This window comes from Bacillus sp. FSL H8-0545 (assembly GCF_038006105.1).
GTDB lineage: Bacteria > Bacillota > Bacilli > Bacillales > Bacillaceae_G > Bacillus_A > Bacillus_A cereus_U.
On the sequence record NZ_JBBOUO010000001.1, the window covers coordinates 903,823 to 927,104 of the forward strand.

Sequence of the window (23,282 nt, forward strand, 5' to 3'; positions counted from 1 at the left end):
GGAGTAATTAAGATATGCGTACAATAAATAGAATTCTGACTTTTACTGTATGTATTATGTTTATGTTGTTAATTGGGGCTTCTTCTACTATACGGTTAGAAGATAAACTTTTACTTATAGGTTTGTTACTAATTTGCAATGTTATTGCATACTTTACAGTAGAGTATATCTATAAACGTATAGACAATAAGAAAAAGCAGTGGATTTATAATTCGTAAAATTTATTTAATATTTAGAAGGCAAAAGTATCAATGAAACTATTACCAATTGGAACAGTAGTTAAGCTAGAAGATATGGAACAAAGCGTTATGATTATTGGAAGAATGGCTATTTCAGAAGATAAACGTGAATTTGATTATGTAGGTGTTCTTTACCCTATTGGATTTATAGGTAATGAGAATGTGTTGTGTTTTAACTACGATAAAATCACAGAAGAAATGCATAAAGGATACATGACAGATGAAGAATTAGTTTTACGTGAAAAGTTATTAGAAATGTAAATAAAGCTTTTGTTTATAAATATCCTTTTAGTAAGAATACTTTAAACGTCTTGGGAGAAATCTTTAAAAGATGACATGCTATAATTTAGCATGTCTTTTTTATGAAAAAAATTCTTTTCTATCTAAATATCTGCCTTTCTGCCAATTTCATATGCTGCTCTAGATGCTTCGAATAACTTTTGATTACGTTGCTGTTTAACTTGTTTTATGATAATTGTGGCATACTGATTTAAGGTGGTTTTGGTGCGAAATTCTTGTAAGTAATCTACTAAATTTGGATATATTGATATTATTAATCTACAAAAGATGTGTGATCAGTATGGAAAAGGAAATCTATGTTGATTTTCGATAAATTTAAATAAAAAATGTATCAAGAATATTATCTTTTTCTTCTTTGTTGATACCAATGTATTTTAGTGTGATTTGTGGTGTGCTGTGATTTGAAATTTCTTGCAACATGGCTACATCTTTAGTAGGTGGGGCTAATTTCTTAACATTCGTCGCAGAAGTAGGAAGTGGTGGGTTAGCATCACCAATTGTTCTTCCATTAGATGCAGTTGCTACAGCGGCTGGTGTTGGTGCTGTTGTACATGGTGGATTGGTTTGGGATAAATCGATTCAAAATGCTAAGGCTACTCTTCAAAAATTCGAGTCTTCTCCATCTTCTGGTGAGCGTATTAATAAAGTTAAAGAGAATGGTAAACTTAATAAAGAGGAAAATGCTACTAAAGGGATGGATAATACCAGTAATAAAACCAGCGGAGATAATCCAAAAGTAATTGAGGAATTAGAGGGACCTGTTATTGATGGAAAGCGAGTTGGAAGTGGAGAAAAGATTGATAAAGTAAAACCTATTTGGGGAAGAGATGTAAAAGGAAAGCCCATCATAGTAAAAGAGTTTCCTCATGTCCCTAAGGAACATGGCTTTTCTGATATTGTTGATAATTACTCAAGATTTGCTGATGAATTTCCATTAGTAGGAGGAGATCGCATTAATAGAAGATTCTTCCAAATAGAAGGAAGCAACGGTGGTAAAAAAGGTGTCTTTGAGTGGATTGTTGAACCAAATGGAAATGTAAGTCATAGAAGATTTATTGAAAATGGTACTGTTACAGGGAAACCAAATCAAGTTCCAAAAAAGTAAAAGGAGAATTATATGGATTTAATAGATTTTAAGAACAAAGGTCTTAAGTATGATTGGAAAACTATTTATACCGGTGTAAATAAAAAATATTTCGAACCGAATGTCATTTCTGATTATGCGGTGGAACTAATGGAAGCCGGTGATGATGAAGCTTTTGTTAATGAACTAGCTTGGGGAATTGATTCTAGTGATTTAGATAAAATTTTGTTTGAAATTAAAGATTTCTACTTTCCTAATCTAGAAGAAAATAGTGAAGAATTACAGAATGAGATAAGTAAACTCAGATTCGTTTACTTATCTAAGTTAAAAGAAAAGATTACTGATGAGGATGAACTATTAAATAGAATTGCAGAGTTTTATGATAGACATGATTATCCTGAAGATATGACAAGTTTAATTACTTATATGCCCCAAGATACCCCAACTACGAAGGAAGATTTATTAAATAGGTTTTATAAATTTTTGGATTCAGAGAAAAAATTTATTGAATAGCTACTTTGCTAGATTTTGAGGGCAAGAAATGAATTTTTTGAAGAACAAGCCTTCTTTAAGATTGAATATTTCAATGAACCATGTTATCTAGCTTGGAGTAAGTGAAGAGAAAGTTACATATGGAGAAAGATCAACAAAAGAGCCCTAACATTTGCGGTCTCTTTTGTTGATTTAAATTAAAAAGTATCATTTAAGTGGATGCCCTTTTGTACCTTTTACTTTACATACAAATAGGCTTCAATTGCTGATACATAGTATCTTTTACCCTTGCTGTTATGTACTTTGTATTGTGGCGCTCCATTCACAGTTACCTTTACATCAATGGTAAATCCTAATCTTACCTCTAAAGCACCAACAACATCTTTACCCTGCCAAGAAGGAGATTCATCGAGTTCAGATAAACGAAGAACATAGAATACATAACTTTAACTAGATTTATTATTAGCTAATTTATCCCCACCACTAAGCTCCGCCTCAATCTGCGAAGTCTTCGATGACTCATCCATACGCCAATACGTAATAAAGCTTATCGCGATACATCCAGCTACGTAGAAATAGAATAGTGATTCCATTCCGATACTCTTTAGCCATAATGCGATAAATTCCGCTGTTCCGCCGAATATCGCAACGGTTAGTGCATAAGGTAAACCTACGCCTAGTGCGCGAATTTCAGTTGGGAAGAGTTCTGCTTTTACAATTGCGTTAATGGAAGTGTAACCAGTAACGATAATAAGGCCGACCATCATGAGTAAAAATGCTACGATTGGTTCTGTCGTTTTTTCCATAAAGAAGAAGATCGGTGCTGTTAGTAACGTTCCGAGAATACCGAAAGCCATTAAGAGTGGGCGGCGTCCAATTTTATCGGATAATAGCCCCGCAATCGGCTGAAGCACAACGAAAATAAGTAGTGCGACAAAGTTAATCCAGCTCACAACTTCTTTCGGAAGACCGACTGTGTTTACCATGAATTTTTGTAAATATGTTGTGTACGTATAAAATGCAACAGTGCCTCCTAGTGTTAGGCCGACTACTGTTAATACTGCTTTCGGGTGTTTCATAAGAGCGCGAACGGTTCCTGCGCTTTCGCGGTTTTTCGATTCCATATTTGAGAACTGCTCTGATTCATCCATTGTACGTCGAAGCCATAATACAGCTACTGCTCCCATCGCACCAATAATGAATGGAATACGCCATCCCCAAGCTTTCATATCTGGTTCGCTTAGTAATTGCTGAAGAACAATTTGAACGCCTAACGCAACCATCTGTCCAGCAACGAGCGTTACATATTGAAAACTTGAATAAAAACCACGGCGACCACTACTAGCCATTTCAGATAAATACGTTGCGGAAGTTCCGTACTCTCCGCCAAGTGATAATCCTTGCAGTAAACGGGCAAGAACTAAAATAATTGGTGCCATAATACCGATGCTTTCGTAACTCGGTGTACAGGCAATAATTAAAGAACCACCGGCCATAACCGTAATCGAAAGCGTTAATGCTGCCCGGCGTCCGTGCCGATCTGCATATCGTCCCATTAGCAAACTGCCGATAGGGCGCATTAAAAATCCGACTGCGAAAATAGCGGCTGTGTTCAGTAATTGACTCGTTGGATCTCCTTTAGGAAAGAACTCTGCTGAGAAGTAAACAGCGAAAGCAGAGTAAACGTACCAGTCATACCATTCAATTAAATTGCCGACAGAACCTTTGAAGATATTGCCGGCGACTCGGTTAGATTTTGCTTGAGCCATAATAATTCCTCCTCTTGCTTATAAATAAAATGATAATTATGAAAGCGCGTTCAATATAGTTGAATTGTACTGTTCTTGAATTTAAATCTCAATATTATGACAATTTTATTCTTTTTGTACTTTATGTACATGGAGGTTTTTATAGTTGATTCATTTTCAGTTTTGTCATAATAATAGAAAAAGGAGATTGATAGTTTTGAATATTTTATCAAAGGATATGAAGTATGAAGAAATCACGAAAAGTGTCATTACAAACGAAAATACTAGGCTTAATTATTACGTTAATTTTATTTGTCGTTCTTCTGTTAGCGGGGATATTTGTTTACATTCAGTCTGTTGATACGAAACGTCAAGTGGAGCAATTAGCTCTGCAAACGGCGAAGTCACTTTCTTTTATGCCAGCTATAAAAGAGGCTTTTCAATATAACGAGCATAAAAGTATCATTCAATCCATTGCGGAACAAGTTCGTGAGCAAGCTGGTGCAGATTATGTCATTATAGAAGATCGCTATGGGGTTATGTATTCACATTCTAATTCGGAGTTGATTGGTACAAAGAGTAATAATCCATATAACTATGAAGCACTCACTTTTGGTGGCTATTATACGCTCGAAGGAAATGGTGCAAGTGGCCCGGCTTTAATGGCGAAAGCACCTATTATTATTCATAACGGAGACTATGATCAAGTCGTAGGCGTTGTGACAGTAGAGTTTTTAATAAAAGGTATTGAATCTAACATATTGAGCAGAACGAAAGAAATCATACTCTTTTCTTTAGCGGTATTACTAGTTGGAATCATTGGCGGTATTCTTTTAGCACGTAGTATTCGTAAAGATACACTCGGTTTAGAGCCGAATGAAATCGCAGCGCTATACCGGGAACGAAGCGCGATACTACTATCTATAAAAGAAGGTATTATAGCCATTGATCAAAATGGTTTTATTACGATGATGAACACTTCGGCAGAAGAGATGTTGCATGTAAATGATGATTATGTACAGCAACACATTTCAAAAGTTTTACCGGCTTTTCATATGGAAAGAGTGCTAGAAAACGATCAAGAAATAGCGTTTCAAGATAAAGTGTTTATTTTAAACATGACACCGATACTCGAAAATAACAGTACGGTAGGTGTTGTATGTAGTTTTAGAGATAAAACCGAATTGCAAAATCTTGTGAACACAATATCTGAGGTAAGAAAATATTCAGAGGACTTACGTGCTCAAACGCATGAATTTACAAATAAGCTTTTCGTCTTATCAGGATTACTTCAGTTAGGACATTACAAAGAAGCGATTGAATTTATCCAGCAAGAATCTAATATTCATCAAAGCCAAAACCATATTTTATTCCATCAAATTCACGATGCGAAAGTACAAGCTATTTTATTAGGAAAACTCGGAACAGCATCTGAGAAGAAAATTGATTTTCATATTGAAGGAGATAGTGCGCTTCAACTGTTACCAGACCATATAAAAGTTTCGCACCTTATTACGATCCTTGGAAACATAATCGACAATGCGTTTGATGCGGTGAGTGAACGAGAGGGGAAGAGTGTTTCCTTCTTTGTTACGGATATTGGACACGATATTGTGTTTGAAGTGATAGATAGTGGAGCAGGGATATCGGCGGAAAAAATCGCAACTATTTTTCAAAAAGGATTTTCAACGAAAGGAAATGATCGTGGTTACGGGCTAGCAAACGTGAAAGAAATGGTAGATCTACTAGAAGGAACAATTGAAATTCAAAACGAGAAAAATGGGGGAGCTATTTTTACAATTTACCTTCCAAAAACATTGAGAGAAAGTACATGACAAACAGGGGGATGGGCATATGTTGAAGGTTGCAATTGCAGAAGATGATTTCCGCGTAGCGCAAATTCAAGAGGAGTTTTTATTAAAAATAAAGGACGTAAAAGTGATCGGAAAAGCATTGAACGCAAAAGAAACGATGGAACTACTACAAAAGGAAGAAATCGATTTACTTCTATTAGATAATTATTTACCAGATGGAATTGGTACAGACTTATTGCCGAAAATCCATGCTGACTTTCCAAACGTTGACGTCATTATGGTTACAGCGGCGAATGAAAACCATATGTTAGAAAAGGCAATTCGAAACGGCGTAAGCAACTACCTTATAAAACCGGTCACGTTAGATAAATTTGTCCGCACAATTGAAGACTATAAAAGAAAGAAGCAATTATTACATAGTAACAATGAAGTAAATCAAGCACTAATCGATAATTTTTTCGGCACTTCGCAAATACAAGACATGAAAAACTTACCGACAGGTGTTGATCCACTAACACTTCAAAAGGTGAAAGGGATTATAAAAGGATTCGAAGAGGGAATTACAATAGAAGAAATGGGAGAACAAATGGGTGCCTCCAGAACAACCGCAAGAAGATATTTAGAATACTTAGTAGCGACAAACGAATGTACAGTAGAGTACACATACGGCATTATCGGACGACCAGAACGAAAATATCGAATAGGGCGAGGACTATGAAAAAACGATTATTACTATGTATATGGATCATGACAGGAGTAATAGCTGGTTGTTCCGTAGAAAAAACGCACAGGAATAAAGTGAACATAGAAGAAGTAGAAATCGTTGCGCCGAACGTTCAAGGAGCAGGATGGGACTTAACAGCACGGGCGATGCAAAAAACACTAACAGAAGAAAAAATCTTCACCAAACCAATCAAAGTCACAAATAAAGTAGGCGGCAGTGGTGATGTCGGATGGAAATATACGAAACAAAAAGGCGGTCACGTACTTGCGATTAACTCAAGCTTACTCATAACGAACAACCTACTAGGCCACAGTAAACTAACATATAAAGACTTCACCCCGCTCGCAACATTAGCATCAGATTGGGAAGTCGTTGTCGTATCAAAAGAATCAAACATAGAAAACGCAAACCAACTAATGGAACAACTAAAACAAGACAAGAAAAACTTCAAAATCGGCGTTGCCCCCGGCCTAGGAAACGACGATCACCTATCCTTCGTACAAGTAAGTAAAGCATTTGGCATAAACCCTGCCGAACTACAATTCTTCGTCTACGAAAACAAAGAAAAAATCATAAACGCTCTAACGAATAAACAAATCAATGCCGCAACCATGACCCTATCCGAAGCCGAAAAACAATACAAAGCCGGTAAAATAAAAATACTAGCCGTATCCGCACCAAAACGACTAGACCGACTACCAGAAATCCCAACATGGAAAGAACAAGGGATCGACGTCATATTCCAACACTGGAAAGGGATCATGGGCCCGAAAGATATGACAGAGGAAGAGGTTGCTTATTGGGATAGCATTATTAAGAGGATGGTGGAGAGTGATAGTTGGAAGGGGATTTTGAGGGAGAGGGGTTGGGAGAGTTTTTATAAGGGGAGTGGGGAGACGAGGGGGTTTTTTGAGGAGAGTTATGGTTGGTATGGGGGGATGGTGAAATTTAGTGACTAATACCCTTCTATTGGTTTATTTGTGAAAAATAGTATATGCAACATAAATAATGCTGAATTTTAAGTTATACTTTGGGAGTAGCAAATTAAGTGAATACCGAAGAAGTATTGTAACTAAGATATTTAGGGAGATAGAAAAATGAAAGTAGAAACATATTCTTATAGATATGCAGAAGAGATTTTGCAACATCCTCGTTTTGAAGCTGCATATAACGAATTAATAATGGTTTGTCGTGATTGTCCTGTTCCAATATACCAGGGGAAATCGGACAGTCAGTCACAACTGGAAGTTATACAGCAGATAATGAATACTTATTTTCTTTTGAGATTCGAAGAGCTTGGCTGGGAAAAGGAGCCTCGAGCTACACCAAATACATCTGATGATGAATTACGCTCGGATTTTCGAAAATACTATATCGATTCTGATACAGGAGAAGTTATTCTTAAACTTCAAATTGAAGTTGAGTTTGGTAACGTTGCTTCCAGTTATCGTAACTACTTCAAGTTTCAACTTAGCTTTTCGTATGATTTAGCAGATATATGTATTTTAATTGTTCCTTCTTATGAACTTTGTAAGAGAATTGATAGTGGTGTTTCAAATTATGAAAAAACAATAAGGGAAATACCAGCTGCAAAACTATCTGTTACCGTTCCAACTCTAGTTATTGGACTTTTTGATGATGGCTCCACAGTATGGAATGTAAAAGATATTACAGAAGATTTAAAAGTTCTTAAAGGAGCAAAAAAAGGTACCTATGCTAAACATTGTAAGATAGTGCAAGGATACATAAATGATTTAAAAGTATAAAAGATAGAGATAGCGCTTATTTTTATTGGGATTTTTTTGAATATTCATCAATTTTTAGTTATATTATTAGAGATTATAAATTCAACTAATGTTGGAATAAACATATGATTGGTTATTCCAACATTAGTTTTAAAATCGTAACAAACTGATAAACAAGCAGATATCTTTAGGAGTAAAAGTGATATCTGCTTTTTATATGAATGGTGAATTCTTCATAGAGTAAATTAAAATCTTATTATTTTTTGTCAGTAATAATATCAGCTATGTAAGAATTGTTTAACCAATAACACTGCTTTGTAATGTGCTGACCATTAGGTAAAGTTACTTTATCAGCACCATTGCGAGCTTTTGGTCTAATATGCGCGACACCGTTGAAATTTATTTTTGGTAGGTTATTTGCTTCGACGACTTTATCACCACGTGTTTTGTATTCAATTTGAATACCTTCATTTATCACTTTATTAACTTCTTCCCATAGTTCACGTATTTCTTTTTCTATTGTAGGGGCAGGCATGTTCCAAAGTTTAATACCTTTAAAGTAGAGTTTACGGTTTGGATTTTCTTTTTTTGTTTGTTTAAATTCAAAAATTACAAATAAGAATTTGGTTTGGTAGAAGCGTTCTCGAATTTCGCTCTCTTCCCATGATTCATTTGTCCATTGATGAAAATCAATAGTTTCAAATGACATGCTTTGTTCTGGTTTTCCGTTTGGCTCTAGGCGAATTGTTTTAAATTCTATATTGGCTTTTGCAAATTCTTCAATTTTATCGAGTCGAGTTCCTTTAATACCAAGTAAAGAGCTTACTAATAATGGAACAAAGCTCTTGGTTGTAGGTTTGTAATCAATAGATAATTTTTGAGCGATTTCTTGATCAGTTAGGCCTATGTAATTCTCAAATTTTGAGTAAAGGATTTCTTCTAATGATTTTCCTTTTAGTTCATTCTTTGTTGTGAAACTTACTAGTTCTTCGTTTAGGAGATATCTACGAACTAGTGCTGTCATATAGGACGGCTTTAATGAAAAAGCTCTTTGCATTACTTGAATTTCAGAATACGGTTGTGAGCGAAGTGAATTTTTATTGGAACCTTTTGTGCAAGCTCCTAAATAGTTTGTATCACCTTCAGATAATTCATGTGCTTTGCCAGTACGAATTTTATTTACGATGGTTTCCCAGTCTTGTTTAATTATTTCTAAATCAGCTTCAGGATAGGTGAATAGAAAGCTTTTTGTAATATGAAAATCCTTACGATCTACGTCAGGTACCCATTCATAGAACATTAATAGTAGCTTTTCGTTTTTCTTCCAAAAGCTTGATTTCTCAAAGTGTGTATGAACTTCTTCCATATAGTTGATAATATTTAAAACTAAGCGCTCTTTGGCTGATAATGAGCCGTTTTTATTTTGTTTAAATGCTGTTACTTTTAGTTCAATACCAAGGTGTTTAAAATCAGCTTCAGCATTTGAATTTACTTCATATCCGAAAAAGCTCTCCTCAATTACTTGACCTAATCCACCTTTTGATTTTGCGTTTGCGAGTCGGTCAGTTGTATCGATTTCACCAAATGTTTTTCCTTCAGCTTCATGTGCTTTTTTCATTAGTTCTTCTATTGTAGTGTATTCCATAATAAGCTCCTTTCCATATCTATTGCTGCATTATATGTTTATAAAACATTGCATATAAAGTTATGCTATAATTAAAAGCTGTTTCAATTTTATATAAGTAAAATTTATAAGAAGGAAAATACGATTTGTTTTATTAGATAACGGCTATATTGGATCTGTTCAAGGGAAGTTTCTTCCTTTATAATATTGATATAGTAGTGAACTTTTTTTGGGGAATATTAGAATCCCGATAAAGGAATTATGAAAAAGTATGGTTCTTGAAATGTTATAGTTGATCTTTTCCTCACTTTTTATTATAATGAAGCATAGATAAATAAAATACCGAAAGGATGTTCGTGTATTTATGGTGAAAGTAGTAGAACTTTTTGCGGGAGTAGGAGGTTTTAGATTAGGACTAGAAGCAAACGAAAACTTTGAAGTTCTTTGGGGAAACCAGTGGGAGCCCTCAACTAAAGCACAACATGCATTTAATTGTTATGCAACTCGCTTTGAAAATAAAGGAATACATGTAAATAGAGATATAGCGGAAGCTTGGCCGGAAATACCTGAGCATGATTTATTAGTAGGAGGCTTTCCTTGCCAAGACTATTCTGTAGCACGTACTTTATCAAATGAAAAAGGAATACAAGGGAAAAAAGGTGTTCTTTTTTGGGAGATAATGAACATAGTTAATTCTCGCAAGCCAAGATTTGTTTTGTTAGAGAATGTAGATAGATTATTGAAGTCACCAGCAAAACAAAGAGGTCGTGATTTTTCTATTATGCTGGCTAGCTTTAGAGATGCAGGATATGTAGTGGAATGGAGAGTTATTAACGCTGCGGATTATGGAAATTCTCAAAGAAGACGAAGAGTATTTATTTTTGCGTATTTAAAAGAATCTCATTTCACATCTGTTCAAAGTAAAATGAAGCCTTTAGAGATATTGTGTGAAAATGGATTCTTCGCTCCAATTTTTAATGTGCATGAAGCACCTGAAGAAAACAAAAAAAGAGGGCAATTTGAGTTGCCGGTCGATATTATTGAGGTTTCTGATACATTTAAAGTGGAATACTATAATTCTGGCCTAATGATGGATGGACAAGTTTATACTGAAGAAGTAGTTCCGGTAACTGAAAATCCAGAGACTTTAAGTGAAGTTGTTCAAAAAGTATATGATAAATTTGGTCCTGCAGATGAATCATATTATTTGAAAATGGATAAGGTTAACAAAAAGGGCAGAACGGAATTTGAGGAACTTAAGTATCTTAAAGGTCCTAAAAAGGAAGAAAGAGTATCAAAGGCGACAGGTCATAAATATTTCTACTCTGAGGGAGGAATGGCTTTCCCTGATGATTTAGATAAGCCTGGACGTACAATGTTAACAAGTGAAGGCACATGTAATAGAAGTTCCCATGTCATTGAAGATCCTTACACAAAAAAACTAAGATATTTAACACCAGCTGAATGTGAATTGTTAAATGGTTTCCCAATGGATTGGACGAATACGGGGATGCCACAAAGAAATAGATACTTTTGTATGGGAAATGCTTTAGTGGTTGATTTGGTGGAACGAATGGGTCAAAGGATTTTAGAGATTAACAAAGAAGAAGAGAAGATGGATAGTATTGTGCAGTTGAGTTTATTCTAGGAAATAAATATAGTTCATACTTATTAGACATATAAAACAACAAAGTATTGTGATAACCTGAGCCCTAAAGTTATAAGCTCAGGTTATTTTTATATACGTTTTTTGCGGATAGGGGGAATTACTAGGTATTTCATCTCCTAATTTAAAGAGTAAATTAATAAAAGAGATTGTTGATGTTATAATTAAAAAGGATTATTCATTAATAACTTAGGGAGAATACTAGTATGAATCAAAATAATGAGCTAATTCTTTCTGCTCAAAAAGAGTTAGATGAAAAACTGTCTAACTATAAAGGAAAGAAGGTTTCTGAAATTAAAGAGGAATTGGGACTATTTGAAAGGGATAGTAAAGCCTCTTTTGTAAATTTAGCTAGGAAGATGTTGAAAATAAGCAACAATCAATTTGGTTTATGTGATAACAAAGTACAAGCGGTTTTAAAAACGGTGCGTTTAACCGGAATGGAAACCCCAGCTGAAGCTATGTCTTTCATGCCGATTAATTTTGATGAATGGGTTGCAGCAGATTGTTGGAAGAGTAGTTCTTTGTATGAATATTTTAAAAGTAAGACATTAATTTTCTTCATCTTCCAACAATACCCTACTGGTAAGCGTGTGGATGATAGTGAAATGACTTTCTTGGATGCAAAGGTTTGGAAGATGTCAGAATATGATATGAATCATGGTTTGAAAGAAGTGTGGGATCAAGTCCGCTACTTGATTAATGAAAGAAAACTCGAAATCACACCTGTAAAACAAAAGAGTGGGAAAATTATCAATAAAAACAATCTACCATCTGGCAAATTTAATTTACTCGGTCACTTAAGACCAGGTGGAAAAAATGGCGATGATCAAGTGGAGTTGCCGACAGGGCAGAGTATAGTAAAACAGCGCTTTTGGTTCAATATCGACTATGTAAAAGAAATTATAGATTTATAGGGGATGAGGAAATAATGGAAAACATTAATCTGTTTGATTTGTATAATAAGAGATTTGTTAAGGAGGGGGGACATGAGATTAATGTTCCTATCAAAAAAGCGAATGGAGAAAAGTATAGTGGTAAAACCTATGCCATCCCATTAAAATATCTTTATTATAATGAGCAAAATGGTCGAATCGGTGTTGCACTGTCGGATTATGAAAGCGCTAATGGGAAATTGCATTCAGGGCATAACGAAGAATACAATATGATTGTTCAAAATATATTGACAAACGATGACGATAAGGCCAAAAAAGAAATGAAAGCCTTGAAGAGGGATATTGCAATGAAAGGTCAGAGTGAACCAGGCTATGTTTTAAGCGATGGGCGTGTCATTGATGGAAATCGCCGTTTTACAGCAAGACGATTACTTGATCAGGACCCTGCAATAACAGAACAACAATATTTCGAAGCAGTTATTTTAGATGATTTATTTGTAGAAAACATTGATGACCGAAAGAAGATTAAGTCGCTGGAATTACAGATTCAATTTGGAAAATTGGGTAAAGTAGATTATGACCCGGTTAATAGAGCAATCGATGCTTACAAAACCGTTTCAGTTAATACTATTATGACTGCGACGGAATATTCTAAATCCGCCAGATTAAAACCTGATGAGGTGGGCAAATTATTGCATGAAGCAGAACTAATCGTGAAATTTTTAGAGTTCTTGAATACCAATCCAGATAATTATGCATTGGCCAAACAATTAGATTTAAATGGACCACTTCGAGACATGATTCCTCAGTATAAAAAATTCAAGAACACAGCAAAAGCAGACCAATTATTGAACAGTTTGTTTGCAAAAATTATTCAGGTGCGTTCTGCCAAAGAGGATTATAAACAAGAATTCAGACAAATAATCAAACATGTTGTTGGTACAAAGAATGAAGTGAAATTCATTGAAGAAATGGAAGATTCAACCGATCTAATTGTGGAGGCCTTAGATAATAAAGGGCCAATTAAGAACAATGTCGAACTGTTTACTCTTTTGAATCATGATCAAGAGGTAGTTCAAGCAATCGCAGAAGTTCAAAAGATTTCAAAAAAGTACTCTGAAAAGGCAAAAAATCATAAAGAACAAAATGAGCCAGTAAAACTTGCGGATAAGGCAATCACTGCAATTGAATCAATCGATAAAAGAATTGTCCAAGAATTACCTAAAGCTGAAAGGCAGAAGTTAAATGAAAGTTTAGAGGAGCTAATGAAACAAATTGATGTGCTTCTTTCTATGGAGGGGTAAAGTTGTTAAAGAATCTGCAAGGTCAGCTTAAATCTAGCTATAACTCGATGATTCATAGTGTTTCAGATGAATTTTATAATCCAGTATTGGGTGAATCTATTAGCTATAAACGAGTGAGCGGCTATTTTTCTTGTAAAGCACTTTCTATATATGCTGAAGGACTAGATAAAATTGCTGAAAATGATGGCTATGTTCAATTCATCATTTCTCAAAATATTTCAGAAAAGGATTTTGAAGAAATCAAGACAGGTTATTATGAACGCTCAAAAGGGGAAATTTTAACCCAGATTGATAAGCAACGTCTAGGAAATCTAGCCTACTTAATATCACAGGGGAAAGCAGATGTCAAGTTTGGTCTAGTGAAAAACGGTTTGTTCCATACAAAATGGGGATTATTTGAAGATAAGCAGGGGGATATCATTTATTTCAATGGTTCACTCAATGAAACGGCAAATGCCATAGAGAATAATTTTGATTCCTTTGATGTGGATTTTTCTTGGGACGTAAGTAGCAATGTTCGTTCTCGCATAAATCAGAAAGCAGAAGAGTTTTCTCTTTTGTGGAACGATAATTATCCGGGTGTTCAAGTAATTGATGCCACTGAAATTATTTATCCTCTTCTACAAGAGTTCGATATAGGAAAGATTCAAAGGATACAAAACCCTGTTAATAATTCCGTTATTTTTGATATGAACGATGTACATTTCTTTTTCGTTGATAAAAGTGAAGATGAAATAAGCACAAAAAAAACCTTTAAGAATAAATTCAGCTTTTATGTAGATGAAGACAAGGGGTATCCCTTTTTTAGAGGAGATTTAACTTATCGAGAAATTGAAAGGATAATTGAACTTGCCAATAAGCAAGCAGATAAACATCAGTTTAACTTTATCGTTTCTTCACGTGTAGATAGTTATATTAATGGTCAGAAGTATTCCATAGAAGAATATCGAAAATCAGGCTTGACCTTGAAGAATCAAGATAGCAGGTGGGATGAAGAGTTTGAGGAGTTTAAGGAAGTCGTGGAAGCAGAAGTTTCCAGACCTTTAAAAGCACTACAGCTTCGTTCAGCTATGTATATGCTCACACAAAAAAGAGCAGCCAATTTCTCTGTTCCAGGAGCAGGGAAAACCGCTATGTTACTGGGTGTTTTCGCCTATCTGAATAGCAAGAAAAAAAGAGCTCCCATTAAGCGATTATTAGTTGTTAGTCCAATTAATGCCTTTATGTCTTGGAAGGATGAGTTTCAAGCGGTCTTCCAAGACAAAAAAGATTTAAGGGCGCTTAGTGTCCATGATCCATCTATTGGTGGGAACAGATATGCTCTAGAAGCTCAGTGGCCTTCTGCAAATTTGATTTTGATTAACTATGAATCACTACCAAAGTTTAAAGAGTCAATCATAAAATGCCTAGCCAATGATTCAGATACCATGCTCATTTATGACGAGGTTCATCGTGTAAAAGGGGTACAGGCTAAAAGAGCACTTGCTGCTTTGGAAATAGCAGACAAGGTTGATTATCGCTATGTCTTAACAGGAACACCTATTCCTAATGGTTATCTAGATATATATAACTTTTTAAATATCTTATTCAAGAAAGAATATAGTGCTTATTTTGGATTTGAGAAAAGTACGCTGAAAAATCCCGATATTAGGGAAATTGATGAAATTAATGAAAAATTGGTTCCTTATTTTTGGAGAACTAGCAAGGAAGATTTAGGCGTTCCATTAGCCGATAAAGACAATATTATAAAAGTACCTCCGTCTAAAGAGCAGCTTCGTCTAGCGGAAATACTCTACACAACAACGCAAAATCCACTAGCAACCTGGATAAGAATGATTCAATTATCAACCAACCCTGAAATCGTCAATCAAGCGATAAATTACAGTGATTTAGGTTATAGTGAAGATGACAGTATAGATAATGATTCTTATGATCAGATCAGCTCGAAGGTGAGAAAAGAGCTAGAAGAAAGTATTCATCAAGCAGTCATTGGTGAGGTAAGCGAATGGGATTTAGCGAATGTGCCTTCTCCTAAATTCAAAGCAGGCATTGAACTTGTGATGGATATAGTGAAAGAACATGGAAAGGTCGTAGTATGGGGGTTATTCGTAAATACATTGAAGAAAATCACTCATGTATTAAATGAAAGAGGTATCAATACAAAAGTGATTTATGGTGGCACACCTCGTGATGAGCGCGATGATATCATCCGCACATTTAAAGAGAACACAGATGAAATACAAGTACTAGTATCTAATCCGAACACGCTTGGAGAATCGGTGTCTCTACACCATATCGTCCATGATGCAATCTACTTTGAATATAACTATAACTTGACCTTTATGCTGCAATCACGTGATCGTATTCATCGACTTGGATTGCCTAAAAATCAAAGTACACGATATTATTATTTGATGACGGTGAGTGATGGAGAAATCTATAATTTTATTGACCAAAAGATTTATGACAAGCTGGCTGAAAAAGAAGCGCGGATGAGGGAAGCTATTGATGGAGGTTACCTTGTTCCTGAGTTTGCTGATGATGAGATTGAGGAAATGAAGCGGATTATTGAGTCGGAGCGTAGGTGTTAAATCATTATAATGGAAGACCATTTGATTGTTTAACTACAGATATCTGTTGAAAATTATTATTAGATAGCACTGAAGTAATGAGTTCAAATTAATGGGGATTTGATTATATTTCTGGTCGAAGTTTTCATTGAGAATTAGAATAAATAATAAGAATCATTAAGGGCCAAGGGAACTATTTCTTTGGTCTTCTTTTTTATGGAATAGTACTTTGAAAAAACTTATTTTATATACATTTGAAGTGAACCCGAATAGTGGTACATGAAAAAATACCTCCTGAATTTGCATACTAAGTATGCAAATTCAATGGAGGTGTTTTTCGTTGGAAGACAAGAGTTCATTACCCAGAAGAAATAAAGTGGAAAGTCATTGAAATGAAAAAGGATGGTTATTCAAATCGCACCATTTTCGGGGGTCACTTCAGTCATTGGTGGGTTTTATTTTTAGCAAGTCTTCTTGTGTTATAATTCTTGCTGTCGTTGACAAATATTTTATAGCGATATTTTTGTTGGTATTTGGTATAATATGACTGTGGAAAAATTCCATAACTAATAATCTTGTCATAGTATATAAAGATGGGTTAATATTAGCTATTAAAAAAGGAGGAAACTACTGTGAATTTCTTTAAAATCCTATTTCAGCCAAATGATAAGAAAAAACCTTTTTATAAGCAGATATCTTTGAATAATGTCATAGTGGGTGAAAATGGATATTCATATGGAATTCAGTATTTACCTCAATCTTTTAATGACTGGTTAATGGACGATAATATATATAAAATCTTTTTGGATAGTACAGTAAAACAACTTATAATGAGTAATCGTAAGTTTTTAGATCTGATAAAAGAGCAAGACAGACTCAATTTAACTCTCGTAGATTGTAAATTTAAAAATATTGATATTGATGATGTATTAGATGGTGAAAAATTTGATTCGGAAATATTAAAATCAATAATAGAAGACTATGAATATCAAATCATGCAAGTATACTTTCGTACAAAAAATCGTCACATGGTTACTTTAAAATCTAATGGAGTATTAGGAATAGATGATGATCTATCTGAAAATGAAATTAATGACATTAAAAAACTAATAGATTTTCTTGGCTTTGGCCCGGGGATGCTTGTATGAAAGAAAAAATTATTCCAGTATTAAAAACGTTTATAATTACACTAAGTGTTGCATTCATAGCCACTGATCAACAGAACTTTGTATATAATATTCTAGATACATTAGGATATGGAAATGACCTATTAAAGAAAACAGTTTTAAGTGCTGTAATTACATTGTTTATCGGGATTATGTCAATTTTAATATCATATTTATGGGCGAAAATAAAAACTAATATGAAAAAAATGAATGTCTTACTAATAACAAAGCTAGATGGGACTAAAAAAAGTAATTGTAAGTTTATGCCAAATAATTATGAATATGATGAAAAAGATGTTGAAGTAGAAATAGTTCTTAATCCAGGAGGAAGGATTCCGAATTTATTAATAAAAAAGCTTGGGTTTAAACTTGATATTTATTTTAATCCTGAATTATTAGATGTATCTTTTTTTGATAAGTGGGATTCAGATGAAGCTGGGGCATTTAAATTATCCGAACGAAATATCTCAATTAATTTACTTGGAGAAATTGAAATCAAAGGAAAGACTTTTCAAGAAAGAAGTCATAAATTAAACGAACAGTTTAAAGTAAAGCCTATTAGGGTGAAGAATGCGGAGACTGCTTTGGATTATGCTATAACATCAGATAAATTCGGGAAAATTACAAGGATAATTTCAGGGAATTTATTATCAATTGAGTGTGAGCCGTTGAAGGTAACTTGTAAGGGGGAGTAGAATTGGCAATTTCGAAATTAACATGTAAATTGTTTAAACTAACAGGAATAACTAGTTTAGATGATATAGAAAAAAATATAATAAGCAAAAGTTATGCTGAAGCTCTTAAAATATCTATAAAAGATACTAAAAAGGCAAAGGCTTTATCTGAGCAAGAAAAAAACTTTTATTTTACTTGGGAAGGCGTATCTGAACCAAATGAAATTATATTAAATGAAGCAAATGAAGAATCAGACGAGATTTTTGGGCGTTATTTATTTGCTACTGCGAATATTGAATATACAAAGAAAAAAAAGAAGAATTCAAATGGTCAATTTCTTCCTAAAGCAGAAAGAGTTAACTACACTCAAGTTATGACGTACTTTTTCTGTATGAACGAATCTGTTTATATAATTATCTGCTCATCAAATGAGTTTCATATAGAGAGGGTAAAAAAACTTATTGGAACCAATTACATAGCTAAGCAGGATCAAACTTATGATATTCAACCTGATTTATTTAATTGGTTATTTTTTAAGTATACTCAGGAAAAGGGTTCTCTAGCAGCCGGACTTAAGTTGATGAATATAAGTGGTTTTATTGGTAATATCGGTGATGAACAAAACATTTTTAAAGGAACCTCAGATCAAACATCGGAGCTTATAATAACTAAAGCTTTTATAAGTAACGGAGAAACTCTAAGAACAATGACTGCTAGATTGAAAAATGAAGACATAGACATAGTTTTTACAGTTGATGATAAGTCTAATACTCAAATTTATACAAATCAATCAGCAGTATTAAAAAGCCTTGAATTGCAAGACGATAATGCTTTCTTTATTATTTATTTATATAGTAAATTAATACCAGAGTTAAAATCATTATATAACAATGCTTCCGCGCAATTTCTCTCTGAAGAAAAAAAACAGTTTTCTGAGAAAATAGGTTTAGAGGTAATAGAATCGATAATAAAACAAAACCGCATAGCATTAGAAGATATCTCAGTTTTATTTGATAGCTTACCAAAAACTACAGCAAGTTGATAAGAGGGATAGATTTGTTTCTATCCCTCTTCGTTCTATTTCAGTTGAGAGCGTATAAAATGTCGTACATGGTTATTAACAAATCAAGAAAATGGTGGAACCGGGTATGCTCAGCTGTATGCCCGGCTAATTTTTGGACTGTTTCGCAAAATCCTAGATAAAGCTGTAGAAATGCAATATTTCGAGTATAATAGTTCAAAAAAGGTTAAAGTAATTGCACCATGTTGGAATGAATTGTAATTCTAAAATCGTTTTATACGTATGTTTGAATGTTATGTTGTTGGGCTGTTATATAATAAGAATTCGTGTGAATAAAGGAACAGCTTTATATTGGAATGACATTGATTTAATGAAGCATTTTTGTTAGTTGGCAATCCATTATAAGATAAAATATATTTTGAAGGGAATATTTCAATTGGTTTTTCCTTCTCTACCTTCAAAAAAGCAATCGTATCATCATCAAGTGTAATCAAACAATTGCTAGCTTTTATAGTACATTGATTTACTTACAGTTAGTGTTTTTTCTTCTAAGTCTATATCTTTATTCCATTCTAATGTTTGAGATTCTCAAAATCGTAGTTCAATCATAAATAGAAGCCAAATAGTGATGAAAGAGAATAGAAGAAAAAAACTAACGAAGGAACCGACATGCCACCCCACAACAAACTAATCCGAGACAAAATTCCAAAAATAATAAAAAACAACGGAAAAACACCCACAATAAGAACACTAAATGAAAATGAATACACAAAAGAACATAAACTAGAAGAACCATCCAACCTCCTAAAACTAATAAACCCCCTAGCCAAATACGAAGGCACACCACTAAAAGAAATCAACAAAATCTTCCTAATCAAACCAACCCCCAACTAGCCCCTCCCATACCCCTTCCAAGCCCCAACCAAGTAATAAATCACTAAGAAAAAACACAACAAAACAAAAACACCAACAAACACCGTAGTAGTAGTCAAAAAAAATTTGAAATAACACGCCAAAAACCTGGCCCTCCCGCCTATATATATTACAAAAGGGCTTTTACATTTTGAATGGGGACGGGAGGAACTTTGATGGCGGTGTATCGTAATGTGCAGGTGAATTTTTGGCAGGATGATTTTGTTTTGGATTTGACGCCGGAGGAGCGGTATTTTTATGTTTACTTGTTAACTTGTTCGAAGACGACGCAGTGCGGGATTTTTCCGTTTCCGAAGCGGTTAGCTGAGATGGAGACTGGTTATAATCGGGAAACTGTTGATAAGCTGGTGCAGCGCTTTATTGATTATGGAAAGATTCTTTATGATGCGGAGACGCGGGAGTTATTTATTTTAAATTGGCTTCGTTATAATCCTGTGACGAATACGAATGTGGAGAAGTGTGTGCTTCGTGAGCTGAAGGGTGTGAAGAATAAGGAGTTTGTACATATGTTTCTTCGTAAGTGCGTGGAGGAGGAGCTGAATGTTCCGATGCTTTTAGCACATTTCGGTATGCCTGGCGATTTGGCTGTTCATGATATTGATCCGGTTTGTGAAGAGGCGGAGGAAGAAGAGGTCGCCCAGGAAGAAACGGGAAGTAAGGTGTTCACGTTTTATGAGCAACATTTCGGTAGTTTGTCTCCTCATACTGTGGAGGAACTGAGTGCGTGGATGGAAGATTTGTCAGAGGAGCTTGTGCTGAAGGCTCTTCAAATTGCGTTTGAGAATAATAAGCGGACGGTTGCTTATGTGAAGGGGATTTTGAGGGGCTGGCACGGGAAAGGGTTTACGAAAGTGTGTGAGGTTGAGGCGGATACGACTCAGTTTAGGAAGAAGGATTCGTCTGTTAGTACTGGGGAGACGGAGGAGTTTTTGACGAGGTGCGAGGAGTGGGAGAAGAATGCACTGTCAGAGGAAGAGTTGCAGCGGTTTTTAGCGGAACGCGGGTGGCGTCCATGAGTATTCAAAATGTGGAGGCGGAAAAGACGGTGTTAGGTTCTCTATTACTTGATGGAGAGCTTATTAAGGAGTGCCGTTTGACGGAGCATTATTTTTCTATGCCGGTGCATAAGTCTATATTTCGGTTAATGCGAAAAATTGAAGATGAAGGGCAACCAATTGATCTTGTGACGCTTGTTTCTCGGATGAATCCTAATTTTTTGGAGAATATCGGGGGAATGGAGTATTTTATAGCATTAATAGAGGGTGTACCTACGACTAGCAACTTTTCTTATTATGAGGGGCTTGTTCGAGGTGCATGGAAAATGTATCAGGCTGGCGTTCTCGGGCACAAGATGGGAGAGCGTCTTATTGCGGAGAAGAATGAGAAAATTATTGGTGAGACGATTACGGCGCTTTGTGAGTTAGAGGAAAAGGACTATGTATGTGAGTTTGATTTGAAGGATGCTTTAGTTGGGCTATATGAGGAGCTTCATCAAGATACGAAAGAGAATACTGGTATTGAGACTGGTTATACATCGCTAAATAAGATGACGTGCGGATTGCAGGAAGGTGATTTTGTCGTTCTTGGAGCGCGTCCTTCTATGGGAAAAACGGCATTTGCGTTAAATATCGCACTGCATGCGGCGAAGTCTGGAGCGGCGGTTGGGTTGTTTTCGTTAGAGATGAGTAGTAAACAATTGTTAAAAAGGCTGGCGTCTTGCGCGGGTGAAGTGTCAGGAGGTAGGCTGAAAAATCCGAAGCATCGTTTTACGATAGAGGACTGGGAAAAGGTGAGTAAGGCGTTTGCGGAAATTGGTGAGTTGCCACTTGAGATTTATGATAAGGCAGGCGTTACAATGCAGGATATTTGGATGCAGACTCGTAAGTTAAAGAGGAAGCACGGTGATAAAAAGCTTTTAGTTATTGTAGATTATTTGCAGCTCATTACGGGCGATCCGAAGCATAAGGGCAATCGATTTCAAGAGATTAGTGAAATTTCACGTAAGCTTAAGTTGTTAGCGCGTGATTTAAATGTTTGTATAGTGGCGTTATCGCAATTGTCTCGTTCCGTAGAGTCACGGCAAGATAAGCGTCCTCTTTTATCTGATTTAAGAGAGACGGGACAAATTGAGCAAGATGCGGATGTCATTATGCTTATGTATCGTGAAGATTATTATGATAAGGAAACGATGCAGAAAGAGATGACGGAGATCCATGTGGCGAAGCATCGGAATGGGCCTGTGGGTAGTTTTAAGCTGAGGTTTTTGAAGGAGTTTGGGCGATTTGTGGAGATGGTGAACTAGTGGGAGGGGAAGATGTTTTGAAAATAGTATTTGTATGTGAACCAAAGTTGTAACGGCAATTTTATAAGTTATATAATAAAGAAAATGATAACTAATAGTTAAGGGGGATTAGCTATTGGCAGGGAATGATATTTCTTATCATAATAAAGATATTCTTATGAAGTTTTTAAGTGAATGTTATAAAGATAAAGGGCTTGAAGCATATGGATTAAAAGGTTTTCCAAAAATAAAAGAATTGTTGCCAAATGAATTTCCGAGAGTTCGTGCAGATCAAAGGCGCTCAGATACTTTATTTGAAATGGAAGATGGTTCAATCTTAATGTTAGAGTATGAAAGTAATAACCGTTTCCTTGAAAATCATTTGAAGTATATGGATTATGCGAATCAAATTATGTATCGTTATTATAATAAGAACAAAGAGTTAGCTGATATTCGAATCGTGGTTATTTATACAAGCGAGGTAATGAATCCAATAGAAGAAATAGATGTATGTAGCATACGTTTAAATTCCAAAGCTGTTTTATTAAGCGAATACAATGGTGATGCTATCCTTCAAAAGGTTATTAGGAAAATGGAAGAAGGAAAATCTTTGACGGATGAAGAAACCATGAAATTAATACTTGTACCACTTATGCATAGTAGAGAAAAAAGACAAATTTTAATTGAGAAGACGATAGAAGTAGCAAAATGTATCTCCGATGAGCAAGAACAAATTCAAGTTATTGCTGGAATTCTTGTAGCTACGGATAAATTTATTGATGAAGACTACGCAAAAAAGGTAAAGGAGTGGTTACGGTTGACAAAAGTTGGTCGTTTATATGAGCAAGAGAAGCAAGAAGAAATTGATAAAGCTCTTTCTGCAGCTGGAATGCTCTTTAAGGGAATGAGTATAGAAGAAGTAGCTAAGAAATTAGATGTAACAATTGAAAAGGTGAAAGAGTGGGAGAAGCGTTTATCCCATTAAAAGGGAGCAATGTTT

Annotated in this window: 20 protein-coding genes and 3 pseudogenes; 19 read left to right on the forward strand and 4 right to left on the reverse strand. The window is 35.0% G+C overall.

Annotation, left to right across the window (positions count from 1 at the left end; genetic code table 11):
• The first annotated feature begins 14 nt into the window (after window positions 1-14).
• Together MHI07_RS04735 and MHI07_RS04740 are read left to right on the forward strand one after the other, a co-directional pair.
• On the forward strand, window positions 15-218 hold the full coding sequence (locus MHI07_RS04735; RefSeq protein WP_078175158.1) for a hypothetical protein: 204 nt from the start codon (window positions 15-17) through the stop codon (window positions 216-218).
• 33 nt (window positions 219-251) lie between these two features.
• Window positions 252-500: a DUF4176 domain-containing protein gene (locus tag MHI07_RS04740; RefSeq protein ID WP_000771621.1), complete on the forward strand. Its 249-nt coding sequence runs from the start codon at window positions 252-254 to the stop codon at window positions 498-500.
• Between the two features lie 354 nt (window positions 501-854).
• On the opposite strand, the pseudogene MHI07_RS04745 reads toward MHI07_RS04740, so the two are convergent.
• Window positions 855-974 (reverse strand): annotated as a pseudogene (locus MHI07_RS04745) (tyrosine-type recombinase/integrase); the annotation flags it as partial.
• On the opposite strand from MHI07_RS04745, the pseudogene MHI07_RS04750 reads away from it, so the two are divergent.
• Window positions 967-1,644, forward strand: a pseudogene (locus tag MHI07_RS04750) (hypothetical protein); the annotation flags it as partial. The pseudogenes MHI07_RS04745 and MHI07_RS04750 overlap by 8 nt on opposite strands.
• A 12-nt stretch (window positions 1,645-1,656) precedes the next feature.
• Window positions 1,657-2,136 carry a DUF2247 family protein gene (locus tag MHI07_RS04755; protein ID WP_078175155.1) on the forward strand — a complete coding sequence of 160 codons (480 nt, stop codon included), beginning with the start codon at window positions 1,657-1,659 and terminating at the stop codon, window positions 2,134-2,136.
• Window positions 2,137-2,351: 215 nt separating this feature from the next.
• On the opposite strand, the pseudogene MHI07_RS04760 reads toward MHI07_RS04755, so the two are convergent.
• Window positions 2,352-2,522: pseudogene (locus MHI07_RS04760) on the reverse strand (N-acetylmuramoyl-L-alanine amidase); the annotation flags it as partial.
• Between the two features lie 39 nt (window positions 2,523-2,561).
• On the reverse strand, window positions 2,562-3,884 hold the full coding sequence (locus MHI07_RS04765) for an MFS transporter (protein ID WP_078175154.1): 1,323 nt from the start codon (window positions 3,882-3,884) through the stop codon (window positions 2,562-2,564).
• 224 nt (window positions 3,885-4,108) lie between these two features.
• On the opposite strand from MHI07_RS04765, the gene MHI07_RS04770 reads away from it, so the two are divergent.
• The 4 genes from MHI07_RS04770 (at window position 4,109) to MHI07_RS04785 (ending at window position 8,167) form a co-directional block, all read left to right on the forward strand.
• Entirely contained in the window at window positions 4,109-5,698 is a 1,590-nt protein-coding gene (locus MHI07_RS04770; RefSeq protein WP_078175153.1) for an ATP-binding protein, read from the forward strand.
• Between the two features lie 19 nt (window positions 5,699-5,717).
• Complete coding sequence (locus MHI07_RS04775; protein WP_078175152.1) at window positions 5,718-6,395, forward strand: response regulator; 678 nt, start codon at window positions 5,718-5,720, stop codon at window positions 6,393-6,395.
• Window positions 6,392-7,360 carry a tripartite tricarboxylate transporter substrate binding protein gene (locus tag MHI07_RS04780; protein ID WP_340822219.1) on the forward strand — a complete coding sequence of 323 codons (969 nt, stop codon included), beginning with the start codon at window positions 6,392-6,394 and terminating at the stop codon, window positions 7,358-7,360. Before MHI07_RS04775 ends, MHI07_RS04780 begins: the two co-directional genes overlap by 4 nt.
• A gap of 138 nt (window positions 7,361-7,498) precedes the next feature.
• On the forward strand, window positions 7,499-8,167 hold the full coding sequence (locus MHI07_RS04785) for a BglII/BstYI family type II restriction endonuclease (RefSeq protein ID WP_340822223.1): 669 nt from the start codon (window positions 7,499-7,501) through the stop codon (window positions 8,165-8,167).
• Between the two features lie 235 nt (window positions 8,168-8,402).
• Here MHI07_RS04785 and MHI07_RS04790 read toward each other — a convergent pair whose 3' ends face one another.
• Window positions 8,403-9,791 carry a Sau3AI family type II restriction endonuclease gene (locus MHI07_RS04790; protein WP_340822227.1) on the reverse strand — a complete coding sequence of 463 codons (1,389 nt, stop codon included), beginning with the start codon at window positions 9,789-9,791 and terminating at the stop codon, window positions 8,403-8,405.
• A 343-nt stretch (window positions 9,792-10,134) separates the two neighbouring features.
• Here MHI07_RS04790 and dcm point away from each other — a divergent pair, with 343 nt between their 5' ends.
• The 11 genes from dcm (at window position 10,135) to MHI07_RS04845 (ending at window position 23,267) form a co-directional block, all read left to right on the forward strand.
• On the forward strand, window positions 10,135-11,418 hold the full coding sequence (dcm, locus tag MHI07_RS04795) for a DNA (cytosine-5-)-methyltransferase (RefSeq protein ID WP_340822230.1): 1,284 nt from the start codon (window positions 10,135-10,137) through the stop codon (window positions 11,416-11,418).
• Between the two features lie 224 nt (window positions 11,419-11,642).
• A complete protein-coding gene (locus tag MHI07_RS04800) occupies window positions 11,643-12,353 on the forward strand; it encodes a DNA mismatch repair protein MutH (protein WP_340822232.1) in 711 nt (236 codons plus the stop codon).
• A 14-nt stretch (window positions 12,354-12,367) separates the two neighbouring features.
• On the forward strand, window positions 12,368-13,636 hold the full coding sequence (locus tag MHI07_RS04805) for an RNA polymerase subunit sigma-70 (protein WP_340822234.1): 1,269 nt from the start codon (window positions 12,368-12,370) through the stop codon (window positions 13,634-13,636).
• 2 nt (window positions 13,637-13,638) lie between these two features.
• The gene (locus MHI07_RS04810) at window positions 13,639-16,227 is read left to right on the forward strand and encodes an SNF2-related protein (RefSeq protein ID WP_340822236.1); all 2,589 of its coding nucleotides are present in this window, start codon (window positions 13,639-13,641) and stop codon (window positions 16,225-16,227) included.
• A gap of 611 nt (window positions 16,228-16,838) precedes the next feature.
• A complete protein-coding gene (locus tag MHI07_RS04815; protein ID WP_340822238.1) occupies window positions 16,839-17,354 on the forward strand; it encodes a TetR family transcriptional regulator in 516 nt (171 codons plus the stop codon).
• On the forward strand, window positions 17,351-18,067 hold the full coding sequence (locus MHI07_RS04820) for a hypothetical protein (RefSeq protein ID WP_340822239.1): 717 nt from the start codon (window positions 17,351-17,353) through the stop codon (window positions 18,065-18,067). Before MHI07_RS04815 ends, MHI07_RS04820 begins: the two co-directional genes overlap by 4 nt.
• A 2-nt stretch (window positions 18,068-18,069) precedes the next feature.
• Window positions 18,070-19,089: a hypothetical protein gene (locus tag MHI07_RS04825; protein ID WP_340822241.1), complete on the forward strand. Its 1,020-nt coding sequence runs from the start codon at window positions 18,070-18,072 to the stop codon at window positions 19,087-19,089.
• Window positions 19,090-19,737: 648 nt separating this feature from the next.
• Window positions 19,738-19,962, forward strand: a complete 225-nt coding sequence (locus MHI07_RS04830; RefSeq protein ID WP_340822244.1) for a nucleoside triphosphate pyrophosphohydrolase — start codon at window positions 19,738-19,740, stop codon at window positions 19,960-19,962.
• A gap of 194 nt (window positions 19,963-20,156) precedes the next feature.
• The gene (locus MHI07_RS04835; protein ID WP_078175148.1) at window positions 20,157-21,017 is read left to right on the forward strand and encodes a DnaD domain-containing protein; all 861 of its coding nucleotides are present in this window, start codon (window positions 20,157-20,159) and stop codon (window positions 21,015-21,017) included.
• The gene (gene dnaB, locus MHI07_RS04840; protein WP_078175147.1) at window positions 21,014-22,303 is read left to right on the forward strand and encodes a replicative DNA helicase; all 1,290 of its coding nucleotides are present in this window, start codon (window positions 21,014-21,016) and stop codon (window positions 22,301-22,303) included. Before MHI07_RS04835 ends, dnaB begins: the two co-directional genes overlap by 4 nt.
• Before the next feature lie 115 nt (window positions 22,304-22,418).
• Window positions 22,419-23,267 (forward strand): transcriptional regulator, encoded by an 849-nt coding sequence (locus tag MHI07_RS04845; protein WP_078175146.1) that lies wholly within the window; start codon window positions 22,419-22,421, stop codon window positions 23,265-23,267.
• The last annotated feature ends 15 nt before the right edge of the window (window positions 23,268-23,282 follow it).

Excerpts from the sequence above, each read along its gene's own strand:
- MHI07_RS04740 (WP_000771621.1), top strand. The coding sequence starts at position 252 with ATGAAACTATTACCAATTGGAACAGTAGTTAAGCTAGAAGATATGGAA.
- MHI07_RS04790 (WP_340822227.1), bottom strand. The coding sequence starts at position 9,791 with ATGGAATACACTACAATAGAAGAACTAATGAAAAAAGCACATGAAGCT.
- MHI07_RS04735 (WP_078175158.1), top strand. The coding sequence starts at position 15 with ATGCGTACAATAAATAGAATTCTGACTTTTACTGTATGTATTATGTTT.
- MHI07_RS04755 (WP_078175155.1), top strand. The coding sequence starts at position 1,657 with ATGGATTTAATAGATTTTAAGAACAAAGGTCTTAAGTATGATTGGAAA.
- dcm (WP_340822230.1), top strand. The coding sequence starts at position 10,135 with ATGGTGAAAGTAGTAGAACTTTTTGCGGGAGTAGGAGGTTTTAGATTA.
- MHI07_RS04765 (WP_078175154.1), bottom strand. The coding sequence starts at position 3,884 with ATGGCTCAAGCAAAATCTAACCGAGTCGCCGGCAATATCTTCAAAGGT.
- MHI07_RS04830 (WP_340822244.1), top strand. The coding sequence starts at position 19,738 with ATGCCACCCCACAACAAACTAATCCGAGACAAAATTCCAAAAATAATA.
- MHI07_RS04770 (WP_078175153.1), top strand. The coding sequence starts at position 4,109 with ATGAAGAAATCACGAAAAGTGTCATTACAAACGAAAATACTAGGCTTA.
- MHI07_RS04775 (WP_078175152.1), top strand. The coding sequence starts at position 5,718 with ATGTTGAAGGTTGCAATTGCAGAAGATGATTTCCGCGTAGCGCAAATT.
- MHI07_RS04780 (WP_340822219.1), top strand. The coding sequence starts at position 6,392 with ATGAAAAAACGATTATTACTATGTATATGGATCATGACAGGAGTAATA.
- MHI07_RS04835 (WP_078175148.1), top strand. The coding sequence starts at position 20,157 with ATGGCGGTGTATCGTAATGTGCAGGTGAATTTTTGGCAGGATGATTTT.
- MHI07_RS04820 (WP_340822239.1), top strand. The coding sequence starts at position 17,351 with ATGAAAGAAAAAATTATTCCAGTATTAAAAACGTTTATAATTACACTA.
- MHI07_RS04805 (WP_340822234.1), top strand. The coding sequence starts at position 12,368 with ATGGAAAACATTAATCTGTTTGATTTGTATAATAAGAGATTTGTTAAG.
- dnaB (WP_078175147.1), top strand. The coding sequence starts at position 21,014 with ATGAGTATTCAAAATGTGGAGGCGGAAAAGACGGTGTTAGGTTCTCTA.
- MHI07_RS04785 (WP_340822223.1), top strand. The coding sequence starts at position 7,499 with ATGAAAGTAGAAACATATTCTTATAGATATGCAGAAGAGATTTTGCAA.
- MHI07_RS04800 (WP_340822232.1), top strand. The coding sequence starts at position 11,643 with ATGAATCAAAATAATGAGCTAATTCTTTCTGCTCAAAAAGAGTTAGAT.